Origin of the sequence: Vitiosangium sp. GDMCC 1.1324, from assembly GCF_003044305.1 — a bacterium.
GTDB lineage: Bacteria > Myxococcota > Myxococcia > Myxococcales > Myxococcaceae > Archangium.
The window spans coordinates 44,383-60,742 of sequence record NZ_PZOX01000012.1; the positions used below are offsets into that span (position 1 = coordinate 44,383).

A 16,360-nucleotide genomic window follows, 5' to 3' on the forward strand; every position below is an offset into this window, starting at 1 on the left:
GTGACAGGAGGGATATTGGCCAAAGTGCGCTCGGGAGTTTTCCTCTCGGACGCCAACCGCTTGCGTAAGAGCGCCAACCCGGTGGCCGGTGTTTCCAGAGGGCAGGCGGCCGATCGCAACCCGCTCCCGGTGTCCGCTCGCCTGCTCTCCGAGTATACAGACATGTAGGCTGAACGGCCTTGCAGGTAGGAGGAGCCTGTGGGGGTATGGTCGGGGCCGTTGGAGGCCGCAGGAGATGAACCATGGGTGATGGAGGACGGGGCGTGCTGGCCGTGGTGGCGGAGAAGCCGGCCATGGCGCGCGACATCGCGCGGGCGCTGGGTGCGCGCGAGCAGGGCGAGGGGTGCTTCCGCGGCAATGGCTACGTGGTGACGTGGGCGATTGGCCACCTGGTGGGACTGGCGCAGCCGCACGAGATGCGGCCGGAGTGGAAGCGCTGGCAGCGGGAGCTGCTGCCCATGCTGCCCAGGGACTGGCCGCTGGTGGTGGAGGAGAAGACGGCGAGCCAGTTCCGGGTGGTGCGCCGGGTGATGACCGCGCCCGAGGTGGACGCCGTGGTGTGCGCGACGGACGCCGGGCGCGAGGGCGAGCTCATCTTCCGCTACATCTACGAGGCGGCCGGGTGCCGCAAGCCGGTGCGGCGGCTGTGGGTGTCCTCGCTGACGGAGGGGGCCATCCGCGACGGGTTCCGCTCGCTCCGGGCCGGGCAGGACTACGATGGGCTGGCGGACGCGGCCAAGGGGCGCAGCCGGGCGGACTGGCTGGTGGGGATGAACCTGTCGCGCCTGTACACGCTGGCGTGCGGGGACACGTTCTCGGTGGGGCGGGTGCAGACGCCCACGCTGGCGATGCTGGTGGAGCGCGAGCTGGCCATCCGGGAGTTCGTTCCCAAGGACTACCTGGAGGTTGTCGCCACCTTCGGCCCGGCGGGCCCCGAGGGTCCCCAGGGCAGCTACCAGGGCACCTGGTTCCGCCCCGCCGAGCCGGGCAAGGAGAAGGAGTGGGATGCGCGCGAGGCCCGGCGCCTGCCTGCGGATGGCGAGGAGGCCGGGCGCGTCGTGGAGCGCGTGAAGACGGGCCGCGCGGCCGTCGAGTCCGTCACCTCCGAGACGAAGCGGATGGCGGCACCGTTGCTCTATGATTTGACGGAGCTGCAGCGCCACGCCAACCGCTTGTATGGCTTCAGCGCCCAGCGAACCCTGGAGTTGGCGCAGGCGTTGTATGAGAAGCACAAGCTGCTGAGCTACCCGCGTACCTCCAGCCGTCATCTCTCCCAGCAGGTGGCGGAGACGCTCCCGGAGGTGGTGCGTGTCATCCGGGCGCCGTGGGAGGCGCTGCTCGCTCCCGGTACCGGAGTGCGCCCGCTGGGGCGCCGCTTCGTGGACGACGCGAAGGTGACGGACCACCACGCCATCATTCCCACGACGACCTCGCCGGAGGGCGCGCGTCTGTCCCCGGACGAGCGGCACATCTACGAGCTCGTCTGCCGCCGGCTCCTGGCCGCGTGGCACGAGGACTTCGTCTGGTCGGTGACGACCGTCATCACCGCCGTCTCCTCGCTGGCCGCGAGCGCGGGCGCGCCGGTGGTGGACCGCTTCCACAGCTCGGGCACGATGGTGGAGCGCGAGGGCTGGAAGGTGCTGGACGTGGGGGGCGGACAGCGGGCGCCGAAGCCGCGCGAGGCGGGGAAGAAGGGGAGCGAGGCCGAGGCGGAGGAGCCCGAGGACGACCAGGTGCTCCCGCCGGGGCTGGCGAAGGGGCAGGCGCGCTCGGTGCGCGAGGTGAAGCCGGTGACGAAGCGGACCCGGCCGCCTCCCCGCTTGACGGACGCGAGCCTGCTGACGGCGATGGAGACGGCGGGGCGGACGCTGGACGACAAGGAGCTGGCGGACGCGATGCGGGAGTCAGGGCTGGGAACGCCGGCCACGCGTGCGGCCATCATCGAGACGTTGCTCGAGCGCGGCTACCTGGTCCGGCGGGGCAAGTCATTCGAGGCGACGGAGAAGGGAATCGGTCTCATCCGGGTGGTGCATCCGGACGTGAAGAGCCCGGCGATGACGGGGCAGTGGGAGGCGTGGCTGCAGCGCATCGAGCAGGGCAGTGGAGACCTGGACTCCTTCCTGCGAGGCATCGAGGCGTACGTCATCGAGGTGGTGGGGAAGGTTCCGCCTAACATCCCCATGCCCTCCATCTCCACCACTCGCTCGAGCAACACCCCGCTCCCTCCAGTAGGGGGTCAGGGTGAGGGGCTCCGCAGGTCCCAGCCCAGGACCCCGCGCAACCCGGCCGCCTCCGAGCCTCTCGCGAGTACCGGGAACACCGCGCGCCCTCCGTTGACGCTCACGAATCCCAACACCGTCCGGCCCGAGCGCAAGCCCCGTGAGCCCACGCCGCCGAACGCGCTGCGCGGGTTGCTCCAGGAGGTATTCGGCTTCCCGGACTTCCGGCCGTATCAGGAGGCGGTGTGTCGCGCCGCCACGGAGGGCAAGGACCTGCTCCTGGTGATGCCCACGGGCGCAGGCAAGTCGCTCTGCTACCAACTGCCTGGCCTCGCGCGCTCGGGCACGACACTGGTCATCAGTCCGCTGATCGCGCTGATGGAGGACCAGGTGGCGCGGCTCCAGTCGCTCGGGCTCGCGGCCGAGCGCATCCACTCGGGGCGGGACAGGGCCACGTCTCGCCAGGTGTGCGCCGACTACCTGGAGGGACGGCTGGACTTCCTCTTCATCGCGCCCGAGCGGCTCGGGGTGCCGGGCTTCGTGGAGCTGCTGGCCCGCCGCACTCCCGCGCTCGTGGCGGTGGACGAGGCCCACTGCATCTCCCAGTGGGGACATGACTTCCGTCCCGACTACCGGCTCCTGGGCGCCCGGTTGCCCCTGCTGCGTCCCGCTCCCGTCATCGCGCTCACCGCCACCGCGACCCCGGACGTGCAGCGCGACATCGTCCAGCAGCTCACGCTCCAGGGCACGGGCAGCGCGCCCGCTCGCACCTTCATCCATGGCTTCCGGCGCACCAACATCGCCATCGAGGTGCGCGAGCTCAACCCGAGCCAGCGCTCCGACGCCATCCGCGAGCTGCTCGCCGAGCCCTCCCACCGCCCCGCCATCGTCTATGCCGCCACTCGCAAGCACGCCGAGAAGTACACGGAAGAGCTCGGTGCCGACTTCCGCACGGGCACCTACCACGCGGGCATGAGCGCCTCGGAGCGGGATGAGGTGCAGTCGGCGTTCCTCGGCGGCCGGCTGGAGGTCATCGTGGCCACGACGGCCTTCGGCATGGGCATCGACAAGGCGGACGTGCGCACCGTGGTGCACGCCGCGTTGCCGGCGAGCCTCGAGGGCTACTACCAGGAGCTGGGCCGCGCGGGCCGCGATGGAAAGCCCTCGCGCGCCGTGCTGCTCCACTCCTTCATCGATCGGCGTACGCACGAGTTCTTCCACCAGCGCGACTATCCCGAGCCCTCCGTGCTCGAGCGGCTCTTCCGCTCCACCCGCGAGGAGCCGGAGCCCAAGGAGTCGCTCGCCGCCCGGGTGCGCCTGGAGTCCGACGTCTTCGACAAGGCGCTCGAGCAGCTGTGGATTCATGGTGGCGTGGAGATGACTCCGGATGAGTCCGTGCGCCGCGGCCGTCCGGGCTGGATGGCCGCGTACTCGGCGCAGCGCGAGCACAAGCAGTCCCAGCTCGAGCACATGGCCCGCTATGCCGAGTCCCATGGGTGCCGGATGCGGCACCTCGTGGCTCACTTCGGCGACGTCCAGGACACCGGCGCTCCCTGCGGCCTGTGCGACGTCTGTGCTCCCGAGTCCTGTGCCACCCTGCGCTTCAGCGAGCCCTCGGCCTCCGAAGCTCAGGCTCTCGCGCGCATCCTCGAGGCCCTCCACGAGCGCGATGGGCAGGCCACCGGCAGGCTCCACCGCGAGCTGTTCGGTGAGGCCCTCCCCCGCCGCGACTTCGAGCGGCTCCTCGGGGGGCTCGTGCGCGCCGGGCTCGTGCGCCTGTCCGAGGACACCTTCGAGAAGGACGGCCAGAGCATCACCTTCCAGCGTGTGACGCTCACGCCCGAGGGCCGCCGCACGCACGCGCCCGCCCCGGGTCAGGTGCAGCTGCCGCGGCCTCCCGACGAGGCCCCCGCACGCAAGCGCCGCGGCTCCCGGGCCAAGGGCTCCCAGGCTGGAGGTGGCCGCCGCACCTCGCGCCGCAAGCGGGCCGCCTCGGGGGCGTCCTCCGCCGGGGCATCCCCGGGTGGCAGGCGCAAGCGCTCGGCTCCCGCGCGGTTCGAGTCCGACTCCGATTCCGAGCCCGAGGTCGAGTACGACTACGACTTCGAGGAGCGGGAGCCCGCGGCGGTGTCCCGGGTCCCTCCGGGCCGCGAGGCCCTGTCGCGGGCGTTGGAGCGCTCCAGGCGCAGCGGGGCGACGCTCGGGGTGGGCTCGGCCTCGCCCCAGCTCGTGGAGGCCTTGCGCGCCTGGCGGCTCTCCGAGGCCCGCCGGCGCCGCGTGCCCGCCTTCCGCATCCTCACGGATCGGGTGCTCGGCGCCATCGCCACCGCGCGCCCCCGGGACGGTGCCGCACTGCAGCGCATCCACGGCGTCGGCCCCAAGCTGGCCGAGCGCTATGGCGACACCATCCTCGCCCTCGTCGGCCGCGTGTCATCCTGAGTCCTACAACTCCCACCGGAGGACGTGTTCTCCGAGGGGGGAGTAGCGGATGCGTTTTTCTTTATGAGAGAGTGAGCCTCCGTTCTCGACGAGGGAAGCGCTCGCTCGCTGGAGCCGCTTTCCTCCGTGGGGGCGCCGATGAGGTGCCGAGGGGAGCGTCATGCCGCCAGAGAAACTGGTGTTTGCCACGGCCATCGAGGCGCTGTTCGTCCGGGAGTTGGGGGCGAACCTCTCCTCCCTTGCCCGGCGGCGCCTGCGCGAGGCGGGGTTGGATCTGGAGCGTCCCCTCGAGGTCTCCTACCCGCTGGAGGAGTGGAAGGCGTTCGTGCGCATCGGTGCCGAGTCGCTCTACGGGCATCTGACACCCTCCGAGGCGCACTGGTGGATGGGCATCCATTTCATGGAGGGCTATCTCCAGACGTCCATGGGCCGCGTGCTGGCGGAGCTGGCCCCGGTGTTCGGCCCGCGGCGGATGCTCGAGCGCATCGGGCAGGACCTGCGCAGCTTCAACAACTTCAGCGAGGTCCGGCTGGAGCTTGCACCCCGGCACCTCGAGCTGTGGGTGAACGACGTCCTGGATGAGCACTCCTCCTTCGTGGCGGGCTTCATCCTCCGGGCCCAGCAGGTGGCCGGTGCGCGCAACGTGCACGTGGACGTCTGGTCCTTCGATGGCACCGCCTGCACCTTCCTCATCCGCTGGAGGGACGCCGTCCCGCAGGCCGCCACCGGTTGAGCCAGCACGGGCCTACAGGTACGGCGCCATCAGCCGGGCCACTCCGTCCCGCAGGCGGATGGGCAGCGGCCGGCGATCCAGCTCCTCCCGGGTGAGCAGCCGGGCCCGCGACAGCCGCTCCTCGATGAGGGCCTCCAGACGCGCGGCGAGCTCCGCGTCGTAGCACTCCACGTCGAACTCGAAGTTGAGCCGCAGCGAGCGCGGGTCCCAGTTGGCCGAGCCCACCAGCGACCACACCCCGTCCACCACCATCAGCTTGGTGTGGTCGAACGGCGGCGCGGTGAGGAAGACGTGGCAGTTGGGACGCAGCACCTGCCACAGCTGCGCGGTGGCGGCCCACTGCACCACCGGAAGGTTGAGCTTCTCGGGCAGCACCACGTCCACCCGCACGCCCCGCAGCGCCGCCACGTTCAGCGCGGTGACGAGCGCCGAGTCCGGAATGAAGTAGGGCGTGACGAGCCGCACCGTGCTCCGCGCGCACGCCAGCGCCCCCAAGAGCGTCCAGCGTACCGTCTCGAAGTCCTCGTCCGGGCCGTCGGGAATCCCCCGGGCCACCACCGGCCCCACGGGCTCCAGCGGGGGGAACCACGTCTCGCCGCGCAGGCGCTCCTTCGTGGTGAAGGCCCAGTCCTCGGCGAACGTCTCCTGCATCTGCCCCACCACCGGCCCCTCCACGCGGAAGTGCAAATCCTTCGCGTCACCGTGGCCGGGCAGGAAGTGCTCGCGGATGTTCATCCCCCCGGTGAAGCCCACCCTGCCGTCCACCACCAGCAGCTTGCGGTGGTTGCGCAGGTTCATGAAGGGCAGGCGCGGCGGCAGCAGCGTGGGGAGGAAACGCGCCACCCGCACCCCGGCCCGGCGCAGGCGGCCGGTGATGGGCGGCCAGTCGTAGCGCAGCCCCAGCGCGTCGATGAGCACGCGCACCTGCACCCCCCGCTTCACCGCGCGCCCGAGCGCGTCCACGAAGCGCCGGCCCGCCTCGTCATTGTCGAAGATGTAGCTGCACAGGGTGATGGAGGTGCTCGCCTCCTCGATGGCCTCCAGCATGGCCGGGTAGGCCCCCGCGCCGGCCTCCAGCGGCAGCAGCCGGTTGCCCGGAAGCAGCGGCCGGGGATGAACCACCTCGTCCACCAGGCGGGCCAGCGAGGCCAGGTGCGCCGCCGGAGGAGCCACCGCCGCCAGGTGCTCGGGGGTGCACGCGGCCACGCTCGGCTTCGGGAGGAACTGCCCATGCTCCTGGCGCAGCGCCAGCGAGCGGCCCCGGCGGCGGATGCGGTTGATGCCCAGCAGCAGGTACAGCACCACCCCCACCAACGGAACCAGCCACACCAGTCCCACCCAGGCCACCGCCGCGCGCACATCCCGCTTGCGCAGCACCGCGTGCCCGGTGGCCAGCAGGTTGGCCACCACCGTGAGCGCCGCCCATACCGTCAGCAGCAGCGATTCCAGCGTCATCCGTCCTCCGCCCGGCCGCGCCGCACCAGGACAGTGGGACAGTATGCGCACGCTCCCTGCTCCGAGGGCGGGCAGGGAAGAGAGCTCCGTCCAGCATCCTGCAGAGGCCCGCCCGGCGGAAGTGCTCCCGAGAGGGGGGCGTATACTTCTCCCCATGGAGCCCATGCCCGACGTCACCCACTTCTTCCACCCCGTCCTCTCCGCTCGGAAGTTGCGGGACAAGCCGGTGCGCGTGGAGCTCGCCGGCCGCGCTTACGTCCTCTTCCGCGATGCGCAAGGGCACCCGGCCGCGCTCGCCGACTCGTGCCCGCACCGCTTCGCTCCTCTCTCCGCCGGCCGCGTCACGCGCGAGGGCCGCCTCGAGTGCCCCTACCACGGCTGGCTCTTCGACGCCGATGGTCACGGCCGCAGCCCCAGCCAGCCCGACCTCAAGCGGTGCGACGCGCGCTCCTTCCAGGTCGTCGAGCGCTTCGATTGCCTGTGGCTCGCCGCTCGTGACACGCCCCTGTCCGCCTTCCCCGACTTCGCTCCCCCGGGCTTCGAGTTCAACGGCTCCTTCTCCATGCTCTTCCGCGCGCCGCTGCACGTGACGCTCGACAACTTCAGCGAGGACGAGCACACCCCCTTCGTCCACACCCGGTTGGGGTGGAACCGCGTCCAGGCGAAGGACATCGAGTTCGAGGCCCACAACTTCGACGACCGCACCGAGGTGCGCTACCGCGCGCCCCAGCGGCCCTCGTTCCTCATCCCCCTGCTGCTGTTGCGCAACGGGGACTTCTTCCACAACCACTGGGTGACGCGCTTCGATCCGGTGCGCACCGACTACACCATCACCTGGACGGGCCCCTCCGGCGAGCAGCGCCCCTTCACCAACCGCGCCATCATCTTCTTCGTGCCGGAGACGGCGACCACCACGCGCCTGCACACCTTCTCTTTCGGCCAGCTCCACAACGAGCGCCTGCGTCCGCTGATGCCGCTGGTGCGCCGCGCCGCGGTGGCCCTGGCCTGGTACGAGATCCGCGACGACGCCCTCTTCATCCCCCTCGTCGCCCATACCCCCTACAGCATGAAGGGCATGCGTCTGGGCAAGTACGACAAGCCTCTCATCCACCACCGCAAGCTGCTCGAGCGCATCTACTTCGCCCAGCCCAACGCCAGCGCTCCACTCGCCCCCCCCACCAAGCTGCCCGAGGCCGCCAACGGCTGAGCGTCCGCCGCGCCGCGGCACGCGGCTCCCCATGCCCCGTCACCAGGTGCTGGCGCCCTTTTTTGACCGCACGTGTGGCCGCCTTCACGAGGGGCGGGTCTTCCCTTCACGGGGCCGTGTGCCCGCTGTCCGATTGGCAAACATCGGCGTCCGAGAATCGGACGGTGCGGTTGCTCGACACTCAAACCCTTGAGGAGCAAAGGGTTTGATGTGAAAAGTGTCAGGACTCTTTACGAGAAATCCCGGAGAGTCTGGAGCATCCCCACTCCATCGTGATTCGCGTCGAACTCCATTTCAGAGGAGATGGTTTCCTGGCCCGTGAGTTGCTCATGGCGGGGGGCGCGTGGCTGCGGCTGGAACCCCCCAGGCGGCCGCGTCCCATTCCCCGTCGTCCCCCTGAAAAGGAAGTCCATGCGCAAGCTCTCCATGGCGTTGCTGGCTGGTGTGGCTCTCGTTGGCTGTGGCGGTCCCGAGGTCGCCGAGCAGAAGATTCCGACGTTCGAGGAGTTCCAGGCCCAGGCCATCAAGTCCGAGGACAACGTGTTCGTTGTCAACGGCGACGAGGCGGTCGAGGGCATCGAGGGCCTGAAGGCGTACTATGACAACTTCGTCGCCAACGGTGACGTGGGCACTACCCAGGACGGCCTGGCGGTGTACTACATCGGCGGCGACATCAAGTGGAGCGCCACCCAGGCGCGCAACCTCACCTACTGCGTGAGCTCCTCCTCGTTCGGCTCGTCGCGCTACAGCAGCGTGGTGAGCGCGATGAACAGCGCCACCGCGGCCTGGGAGGCCACCGCCAACGTCAACTTCGTGCACTCCAGCACCTACGACTCCAACTGCACCGCGTCCCAGTCGGCCGTGCTCTTCGACGTGCGCCAGACGTCCGACACGAGCTACCTGGCCCGCGCGTTCTTCCCGAACTCCAGCCGCTCGGCCCGCAACATCCTCATCAGCACCAGCGCCTTCGGCAGCATCTCGCCCTGGACGCTGACGGGCGTGCTCCGCCACGAGCTGGGCCACACCCTGGGCTTCCGCCACGAGCACACCCGCTCCACCGCCTCCGGCTGCTACGAGGACGCCCAGTGGCGCGCGCTGACCAGCACCTACGACCGCTCCTCCGTCATGCACTACCCCCAGTGCAATGGCACCCAGACGGGCGACCTCGTGCTGACCAGCCTGGACAAGTCCGGCGCCAAGTCGCTCTACCCGTAATCCGTCCGCTCGCTTGAGCTGACAGGGGCCGGGGATGCACGCCTCCACATGGGGCGTGGCGTCTCCGGCCTCGTCCTTTTCCACGCCGCGCTACGCCGGGGGTGGCGGTGGCGTGGCCTCGTCGAGCAGTGCCTCCTGCTCGAAGTAGATGTGTGTCTTCGCATGGTCCGAGTCCTCGATGTCGAGGCACTCGAGCTCCCCCTGCTCGCTCTCCTCGGCCCAGAGGTGCTCCGGGTGGGCGATGCGGTGGGTGAGCTCCTCTCCCGGGTGGCCCACCGTCACCTCGATGGCGCCCAGGTCGCTGCCCTTCTCCTCGAGGGCGATGTCCACCAGGGGCAGGCTCCCGGCCACCGTCTGGTCTCCGAACTCCGGATTCTCGGCCTGGATGCGCACCTCGTGGTCGCGCTCGATGGCGCTCAACAGGGAGAGGTAGTCGGCCCACCCCTCACGGGGAATCTCACGCATGTGGTTCATGGCTCGGCTCGCGGGACTGGTCCATGGCTCCTGGAGACAAGGTGTGGAGCCGGAGCGAGCGGGCACAACCGGGCGGGCGTGGAGCAGGAGGTGCGTCGCCTGTCTGGTGGGCGAGCGCGAGGCCGGGCCGCGAGCCCTCGGGGCGCAGGTTTTCCCAGGATGTCCGGTCCCGGGAGGAGGGAAGAGCGACGGGTGTGCCTCGTTCGAGCACCGGCCGTGGCATGGTCCAGCCGACATCCAGGAGGAGCCGATGCCACGCCATCCCGCCTACGCCCCCTCGGTCTCGGGCATGTCGAGCTCGCTGTACTCGGGGCTCGCAGAGCGCCTGTCGAGCAGGTCCGGTGAGGTGTACCCGCTGCACGTGGGGGACACGTGGATGGAGCCGCCCGAGGGCTGCCGGATGGAGGACTTCCGGGTGGCAGAGCACCCCGGCATGCACCGCTACGCGCCGGTGCAGGGGCTGCCGGGGCTGGTGGACGCCGTGGTGGAGCGGGTGCGCGCGAGGACGGGCGTGCCCACCGAGCGCTCCCAGGTGCTCATCACCACGGGGGCCACGGGCGCGCTGGGGGCCATCATCGGAGGGCTGGTGGCGCCGGGCGAGGAGGTGCTCATCCTCGCGCCGTACTGGCCGCTCATCTCGGGAATCGTCACCGCGTTCCACGGCCGGCCAGTGCCGGTGCCCTTCCTGGACTGCGACGGCCCGGAGGCGCTGGTGGAGGCGGTGCGCGAGCGCCTCACGGAGCGCTCCGTGGCGCTCTACCTCAACACGCCCAACAACCCCTCCGGGCGCGTGCTGCCGCGCTCATGGGTGGAGGCCCTGGCGGAGCTCGCGCGCCGCGAGGGGCTGTGGCTGCTGTCGGACGAGGTGTACGAGGACTACGTCTATGCGGGCGAGCACACCTACGCCCGCGCGCTGGCGCCGGAGCGGACGCTCTCCTCGTACTCCTTCAGCAAGGGGTACGGGATGGCGGGCAACCGGTGCGGCTACGTGGTGGGGCCGGCGGAGGCGGTGGCGCAGCTGCGCAAGGTGAGCACGCACTCCTTCTACAGCGCGCCCACGGCCGCGCAGCTCGCGGGTGAGCGCGTGCTCCGGGGCCCGGGAGAGGCCTGGGTGGCCATGGCCTCCGCGCAGTACCGCGACACGGGGACGAAGGCCGCCGCGCGCCTGGGCATTCCTCCGCCGGAGGGCAGCACCTTCCTCTTCCTGGACGTCTCCGCGCACCTGGACGAGCAGGGGCTTCCGGGGCTGTTGGAGCGGTGCGTCGAGCACAACCTGCTGGTGTCCCCAGGGCCCAGCTTCGGGCCGTTTCCCCACCACATCCGGCTGTGCTTCACCTGCTCGCCGCCGGACGTGGTGCTGCGCGGGGTGGAGGTGCTGGCGCGGGTGCTCGGCCGGTAGAGGAGGCGCGGGTTCCCATCCGGTGTCCGCTCGGTGCATCCTCGGCTCCACTGGAGGGGACTTCCACCCGACCGTCAAACTTCCGAAGATTGAGTCATGCCTTCCATCCACTTCATCTGTCGTGATCGACTCAACCTCCACCGCGTTTCCGATGACGGCGAATACGAAAGCGGGAACTGGGGTGTCACGGCAGCCGATGCCGAGAAGCTCATCGGAGGGATGATCTACCTGCACAACACGAAGTCCGAGCGTTCCTACTTCGGCGGCAGGATCAAGATGGCCCGCCCCGTGGTCACCGACGACGCCCGCTCCGTTCGGTTCGTCTTCCGCATCGAACCGCTCCAAGAAGCCAGAGAGGTTCGCTGGACGGGGGCTGACCACGGCATGGCTTGGACGAGCGGTGTGGTGGAGGACTAACGGCAGAGGATCGTTCGCCATGGCCGGGGCATTCACCTCATTCCCCGAAGCTCGTTAGTTTCTCTCCAGCGGCCCTGGCGAGTTCATAGGGCATCACCCGGAGTCCCTAACCGGCCTACACCCTCCCTTCCCCTTTGTGGGGTGGGCATGGTGAGGCCGGTTTTTTGTTCCCCAGGGGGAGCCTTGAAGGGCTCCCCCGGGGCACCGGAGGGGCCTTGATGGGCGAACTACCAGCGCCCGTTACGGCCACCCGCGAGCTTCTCCATCCGGTTCATCAGCCTCATGATGGGGGAATCCTCCAGCCGGTTCATCAGCCTCATGATGGGGGAATCCTCCAGCCGGTTCACCAGCTTCATGGCGGGGGACTCCGCCAGCTGGTTCGCCAGCTTCATGGCGGGGGACTCCGCCAGCTGGTTCGCCAGCTTCATGGCGGGGGACTCCGCCAGCTGGTTCGCCAGCTTCATGGCGGGGGACTCCGCCAGCTGGTTCACCAGCTTCATGGCGGGGGACTCGTCCAGCCGGTTCGCCAGCTTCATGGCTGGGGACTCAAACACCGCAGTCATGCTCTCGATGGCTTCCGAGAGCGACGGGCTCAAATGGCGCAGTTCCTTTGGCCGAAGCTGGTTCGTTCCAGGTGGAGGACTCACTGGGGTTTCCTCACACCGGGTGGACTTGGCGCGAACATGCATCAGCGCATCGCGGTACGACTCACCGTTGCGCACGCTACGGGCACGGGCCGCCTTCTTCTGCTTCTTGTTTCCCTTCATCTGCGGGTCTCCTTCGGGCATGGCAAGGCCAGAGGTCCGTGCACCGCGCCTGCCGCCCGTCAGGGGCCGCAACAACCATCCGAGGACTGAGTCCCCTTGGCCCTTTGACTAGGCTCCGCACGGGGAGCCGATAAGGGTTAGGCGTGGATGTGACGCCCGTAGGATTCACTGTTGATCAGCTTCAAATCAGTGTCAACCGCTAAGGCCCCCAGGAGCCCCGGAAGGGCCAACCCGCTACCCCAAGACCCCCGGGGCCCCGAAAGAGGCCCAGCGGGGCACCTGGAGGCCCTGGAGGGCATTGCTGGGGGCCACTACCGCTGCCCGTTCCGAGTCTTCAGCATTGGCTCGGGTGAGAGGAGCCTTTGCTCCCAGGTGCGTAGGATCACCTTCAGGAACGCCAAGTACGACACCACCACAAGGAACGCATTCACCGTGGACGGGTCCTTAAGCCTCTCGACGACGGACACAGCAACACCCGCAACGTCAGCAACAGCCATTGTGTACCTCCCGCAGGGCAACCTGCTTCCTGCCCACTACATGAAGCGCGGGGGGGACACCCAATCAAGTTAACGACCTACTAGGTCATGCTCCCTTATGGGTGAGCGCCCGAGGGACTGCCTCTTTCAAGAGCGAAGAACCTGCTTGGCGTGACTTCTTGGGTCTTACTGACGCGAGAGCATCTTGGCTCCCGAAGATGAAGTTCTCTCAGCCTGAGTGATCATTTTCGGCTGATTTTCGGCTGATTTTCGGGCGTGAAGGAAGGCCGGTCAGGCTGCTCTGCTTTCCGTATCCGAGAGCAACACTCCCACGGCATCCCGCTCGGATTCCGCGTGCTCCACCCGGGCAGCTAGGTAGCGCATCCGGGACCGCTCGGACCCATCAAGGCCCCTCTTCGCTTCCCGTAGTGCCCGCTCCGCCCGCTGGAGTCTCGCCGCTAGTTCCGCTCGCCTATCCACGCCCATAGACCCGCCTCTAGAATTTCGATGGTGATTTTCGTGGGGCCTAACGTGCCCCCTCGGGTCGAAGGTTCCCCCCGTGCCCCCGAGCCTTCCCAGCACATTTCGGGCAACCCCCACCCCAGCCCATCCGCGTGGGAGCCTGTAGAAGGCCCCGAGAGCGGCAGGAGCAGGGGGCCGATGGGACAGCAGGAAGACCGGAACGAAGCCCAGCGGGCCAACCAGAGGCCCTGGAGGGCATCCGCGAAGAACAGTGAGGGAGGGGGGTTGCGGGACGGTCCGTTTCTGGTAGTTGGGTCTTCACGGCCCCCACAGGTTCTACAGCGCGCCCACGGTCGCGCAGCTCGCGGGCGAGCGCGTGCTCCGGGGCCCGGGAGAGGCCTGGGTGGCCATGGCCTCCGCGCAGTACCGCGACACGGGGACGAAGGCCGCCGCGCGCCTGGGCATTCCTCCACCGGAGGGCAGCACCTTCCTCTTCCTGGACGTCTCCGCGCACCTGGACGAGCAGGGGCTCCCGGGGCTGTTGGAGCGGTGCGTCGAGCACAACCTGCTGGTGTCCCCAGGGCCGAGCTTCGGGCCATTTCCCCACCACATCCGGCTGTGCTTCACCTGCTCGCCGCCGGACGTGGTGCTGCGCGGGGTGGAGGTGCTGGCGCGGATTCTGGGACGGTAGAAGCAACTTTCCCGACCCATGGCTCGAGAATTTCTCTGGATTTGTTACTTGAGCTCTCCCCCCAGGGTTCGGCCATGAACTACCGCATGAAGACGCCGGGCGGCCAGCACGTGGTGATGTTCGCCGGCTGGAAGAACGGCAAGCCCCAGTTCATCGGCTCCAACAACGTGAACGCGGATGGCTCGCAGCGCATCACAATTTCGTCGATGAACTACCCCATCATGTCCATCCACCAGTACCGCGGCTGAGCGGAGCCGCGCGAGACAGGGGGGGCGCTCGAGGGCGGTTCCCCGGGACCTGGATGGACGCGCGGTGCCGGTACCCCACACCGGCACCGCGTTTTCTTTTGGTGCGGTCACCCCGCTGGGCCTTGACCTTATTTTGGACCCAGATCCCAGACCCCTTCGTCCCATCGTTTCAATGACTCGGCCGCTTCGAAGGCAATCAACCCTTCTCCTTTTGCCGCCTCTTCCAATACGGCCCTGGCCTCTATCGTCCGGCGAGGAAGAAGGTAAGTGGCTGCCAGGGTTCTTACGTCGACGTCCGGATGCTTCAAGAGCGTGGCGAATGCATCCCACCCTTCATCGCCAAGCGTCCGCAGTTTCTTGGCTGCTGCGATGTATTTTTTAGCGTGCCTGTTGCCGGTCTTTGCATCTCCCCTGAGAACTGCCGCTGTTTGGGCTGCGACATTGGATGCGAAATCCTGAAGGAGCTTTTCGAGCATCATCCCCATATGCCCTTCCTGACATTCTCAATGGCGAGCAATCCAAACTGCCGCTGCGCTTCGTAGGCTTGTGTGCTCAGCCACTGTCGGACGGTGAGTGTTTCGGAGTGGGTGATTCTAGGGCGTATTGACGAATAGAACGCGCTGATGCGCGCGTGCAGTTCGCTGTCGAGTGCAATGATGTTCTCGGCATTGTGAATCGCCTCGGCGCCGAAGCGATTGGTATTGCGCTGCTCGACAATGTGATGCCATGCCTTGCCATTGCCAGCTCTTCCCATGAATCGTTTGAAGGCCCTGAATGATTTGAAGGCCCGATGGACATTGGAGAGGATTTCGCCCCCACTGGCGGCTATGCGTCCACCACTCCCGCTCCTGGAGGCCATCGCCACAACGTGGCGTGGTAGCACAACGCGAACCGTGTTCTCGGGCACGGAGGCAATGACACGCTCGGCACCGGTTGCTGAGTCCAATAGGTGCACACGAGTGCTGGCTTCGGCCGCGCGCGAGGCTTGCCCGAAGCCTGGCAATTTCGGCGCCTTGGACGCGAGCGCCACTGTTTCACCTATCGCCGCAGTCCCCACCATGACGAGAATTCGCACGCAGTTGGGGCCGATGACGCGGCTGAACCTCTCGCCTATCTCGCGCAGTTCCACGAAGGTAGAGGCTCGCGGCGCGTCCTCATAAAGCTGCGCATAGGCTCGGAGCAGGTCGAAGAATTCCCATCCAAGGTAGGCCCACATGATCACGGTAAACGCGGTGGCCACGCCCTTGGAAACCGGCTCGGGCGCTAGCAAGAGCGCCATGTAGCCTGCGATGCCGATGCTGACAGTCGCCAGCAGCAGCGTGGGGTTGAGCATGGCCCGAAGTTCGGCGTTCACACCTTCCAGGGCTGGGCCCACCGCCAGTGCAAGCGCAATGCTGCGTTTGTCGTCATCTTGCAGGCGTGGCCCGTCTTCAAACAGCGTCAAGCAATCGCCAGGAGTGCCGCGCCGCTCGCAAAACCGCCCATAGGACTGCGCCAGGCCTGATTGCCACGCTTCGCCACTCAACGGCGAGGAAGTCAGTGCCAGCTTACGGCCGATATACAGTGGAGGACATGAAGTGGACACCCGAAGCGGTATGTTGAGCGCCAGCGTTGTCACGGCGTCTGTGAACTCCGCATCCCCTACCCGCACCGGAGCAAAGTTCGTGGGCAGCGTGGCGAAGACAGCTTCGCCCTCGTCTGCATCTTCTTCATCGGCATCTGTTTCCAGCGCCCATGCGTCCGACTCCTGGGCCTCTGGCGGGTGGTAGCGGTCCACCATTGGTCGCCCGCCGGAGGGAGCTCCCGTGGCGCACGCGGTAACCATCATCAGCACTGCCATGGCCAGGGCGCCAACTCGCAAGTGCCGCCGCTCACCTACAGGGCGCGAATCGACAGACTGGGAAGAGGACATTGCCGCACCTCTCTGGGCGAGCCACCCGAATTGGAAACCACAGCCCCAGAGATTATAGAGAGGGGCTGACAATCCACCGCTTTCAAGGTCAGGAGGATGATACTGCCCGGCAAGGAAAGAGAGGGTTACCAACAGCATGAATCGGTCCTTGGTTTCGATGTTCTGGAACGCACTGGAGGCGCCTTCGTCCCAGCGTTTCAATGACTCGGCCGCTTATAGGGCCCTTTCTGACAGACTGCCCTGACA

13 protein-coding genes and 1 pseudogene are annotated in these 16,360 nt (G+C 68.0%); 8 read left to right on the plus strand and 6 right to left on the minus strand.

What is annotated here, in order from left to right; translation table 11 throughout:
* Nucleotides 1-242 precede the first annotated feature (242 nt).
* Nucleotides 243-4,658, plus strand: coding sequence for a DNA topoisomerase 3 (locus DAT35_RS30780; protein WP_108071661.1), 4,416 nt, complete (start codon nt 243-245; stop codon nt 4,656-4,658).
* 160 nt (nt 4,659-4,818) lie between these two features.
* Nucleotides 4,819-5,391, plus strand: a complete 573-nt coding sequence (locus DAT35_RS30785) for a DUF2378 family protein (RefSeq protein ID WP_108071663.1) — start codon at nt 4,819-4,821, stop codon at nt 5,389-5,391.
* Nucleotides 5,392-5,403: 12 nt separating this feature from the next.
* Here DAT35_RS30785 and DAT35_RS30790 read toward each other — a convergent pair whose 3' ends face one another.
* Nucleotides 5,404-6,846, minus strand: coding sequence for a phosphatidylserine/phosphatidylglycerophosphate/cardiolipin synthase family protein (locus DAT35_RS30790; protein ID WP_108071665.1), 1,443 nt, complete (start codon nt 6,844-6,846; stop codon nt 5,404-5,406).
* 163 nt (nt 6,847-7,009) lie between these two features.
* On the opposite strand from DAT35_RS30790, the gene DAT35_RS30795 reads away from it, so the two are divergent.
* Both DAT35_RS30795 and DAT35_RS30805 read left to right on the plus strand, forming a co-directional pair.
* Nucleotides 7,010-8,053 (plus strand): Rieske 2Fe-2S domain-containing protein, encoded by a 1,044-nt coding sequence (locus DAT35_RS30795; protein WP_233261822.1) that lies wholly within the window; start codon nt 7,010-7,012, stop codon nt 8,051-8,053.
* A 411-nt stretch (nt 8,054-8,464) separates the two neighbouring features.
* Complete coding sequence (locus DAT35_RS30805) at nt 8,465-9,268, plus strand: M57 family metalloprotease (RefSeq protein ID WP_108071672.1); 804 nt, start codon at nt 8,465-8,467, stop codon at nt 9,266-9,268.
* A gap of 90 nt (nt 9,269-9,358) precedes the next feature.
* On the opposite strand, the gene DAT35_RS30810 is transcribed toward DAT35_RS30805, so the two are convergent.
* Nucleotides 9,359-9,742 (minus strand): DUF5335 family protein, encoded by a 384-nt coding sequence (locus DAT35_RS30810; protein WP_108071674.1) that lies wholly within the window; start codon nt 9,740-9,742, stop codon nt 9,359-9,361.
* 250 nt (nt 9,743-9,992) lie between these two features.
* Between DAT35_RS30810 and DAT35_RS30815 the strand changes: the two genes are divergently transcribed.
* The gene (locus tag DAT35_RS30815) at nt 9,993-11,141 is read left to right on the plus strand and encodes a pyridoxal phosphate-dependent aminotransferase (RefSeq protein ID WP_158501961.1); all 1,149 of its coding nucleotides are present in this window, start codon (nt 9,993-9,995) and stop codon (nt 11,139-11,141) included.
* 96 nt (nt 11,142-11,237) lie between these two features.
* Nucleotides 11,238-11,558, plus strand: coding sequence for a hypothetical protein (locus DAT35_RS30820; protein ID WP_108071678.1), 321 nt, complete (start codon nt 11,238-11,240; stop codon nt 11,556-11,558).
* Nucleotides 11,559-11,785: 227 nt separating this feature from the next.
* Here DAT35_RS30820 and DAT35_RS59235 read toward each other — a convergent pair whose 3' ends face one another.
* Both DAT35_RS59235 and DAT35_RS30830 read right to left on the minus strand, forming a co-directional pair.
* Complete coding sequence (locus DAT35_RS59235) at nt 11,786-12,325, minus strand: hypothetical protein (RefSeq protein ID WP_108071680.1); 540 nt, start codon at nt 12,323-12,325, stop codon at nt 11,786-11,788.
* A 311-nt stretch (nt 12,326-12,636) separates the two neighbouring features.
* On the minus strand, nt 12,637-12,822 hold the full coding sequence (locus tag DAT35_RS30830) for a hypothetical protein (RefSeq protein ID WP_108071682.1): 186 nt from the start codon (nt 12,820-12,822) through the stop codon (nt 12,637-12,639).
* Between the two features lie 751 nt (nt 12,823-13,573).
* On the opposite strand from DAT35_RS30830, the gene DAT35_RS30835 reads away from it, so the two are divergent.
* Together DAT35_RS30835 and DAT35_RS30840 are read left to right on the plus strand one after the other, a co-directional pair.
* Nucleotides 13,574-13,954: a hypothetical protein gene (locus DAT35_RS30835; RefSeq protein ID WP_108071684.1), complete on the plus strand. Its 381-nt coding sequence runs from the start codon at nt 13,574-13,576 to the stop codon at nt 13,952-13,954.
* Nucleotides 13,955-14,040: 86 nt separating this feature from the next.
* Nucleotides 14,041-14,202: pseudogene (locus tag DAT35_RS30840) on the plus strand (peptidoglycan-binding protein LysM); the annotation flags it as partial.
* Nucleotides 14,203-14,330: 128 nt separating this feature from the next.
* Here DAT35_RS30840 and DAT35_RS30845 read toward each other — a convergent pair.
* Both DAT35_RS30845 and DAT35_RS58355 read right to left on the minus strand, forming a co-directional pair.
* Nucleotides 14,331-14,681, minus strand: a complete 351-nt coding sequence (locus DAT35_RS30845) for a DUF2019 domain-containing protein (RefSeq protein ID WP_108072144.1) — start codon at nt 14,679-14,681, stop codon at nt 14,331-14,333.
* Nucleotides 14,678-16,315, minus strand: a complete 1,638-nt coding sequence (locus DAT35_RS58355; RefSeq protein ID WP_146209961.1) for a hypothetical protein — start codon at nt 16,313-16,315, stop codon at nt 14,678-14,680. The genes DAT35_RS30845 and DAT35_RS58355 overlap by 4 nt, the downstream gene beginning before the upstream one ends.
* Between the last annotated feature and the right edge of the window lie 45 nt (nt 16,316-16,360).

What these genes read in the sequence shown, in the direction of transcription:
- DAT35_RS30810 (WP_108071674.1), bottom strand. Translation starts at nt 9,742, where the DNA reads ATGAACCACATGCGTGAGATTCCCCGTGAGGGGTGGGCCGACTACCTC.
- DAT35_RS30820 (WP_108071678.1), top strand. Translation starts at nt 11,238, where the DNA reads ATGCCTTCCATCCACTTCATCTGTCGTGATCGACTCAACCTCCACCGC.
- DAT35_RS30790 (WP_108071665.1), bottom strand. Translation starts at nt 6,846, where the DNA reads ATGACGCTGGAATCGCTGCTGCTGACGGTATGGGCGGCGCTCACGGTG.
- DAT35_RS30845 (WP_108072144.1), bottom strand. Translation starts at nt 14,681, where the DNA reads ATGATGCTCGAAAAGCTCCTTCAGGATTTCGCATCCAATGTCGCAGCC.
- DAT35_RS30780 (WP_108071661.1), top strand. Translation starts at nt 243, where the DNA reads ATGGGTGATGGAGGACGGGGCGTGCTGGCCGTGGTGGCGGAGAAGCCG.
- DAT35_RS30830 (WP_108071682.1), bottom strand. Translation starts at nt 12,822, where the DNA reads ATGGCTGTTGCTGACGTTGCGGGTGTTGCTGTGTCCGTCGTCGAGAGG.
- DAT35_RS30795 (WP_233261822.1), top strand. Translation starts at nt 7,010, where the DNA reads ATGCCCGACGTCACCCACTTCTTCCACCCCGTCCTCTCCGCTCGGAAG.
- DAT35_RS30815 (WP_158501961.1), top strand. Translation starts at nt 9,993, where the DNA reads ATGCCACGCCATCCCGCCTACGCCCCCTCGGTCTCGGGCATGTCGAGC.
- DAT35_RS30785 (WP_108071663.1), top strand. Translation starts at nt 4,819, where the DNA reads ATGCCGCCAGAGAAACTGGTGTTTGCCACGGCCATCGAGGCGCTGTTC.
- DAT35_RS59235 (WP_108071680.1), bottom strand. Translation starts at nt 12,325, where the DNA reads ATGAAGGGAAACAAGAAGCAGAAGAAGGCGGCCCGTGCCCGTAGCGTG.
- DAT35_RS30805 (WP_108071672.1), top strand. Translation starts at nt 8,465, where the DNA reads ATGCGCAAGCTCTCCATGGCGTTGCTGGCTGGTGTGGCTCTCGTTGGC.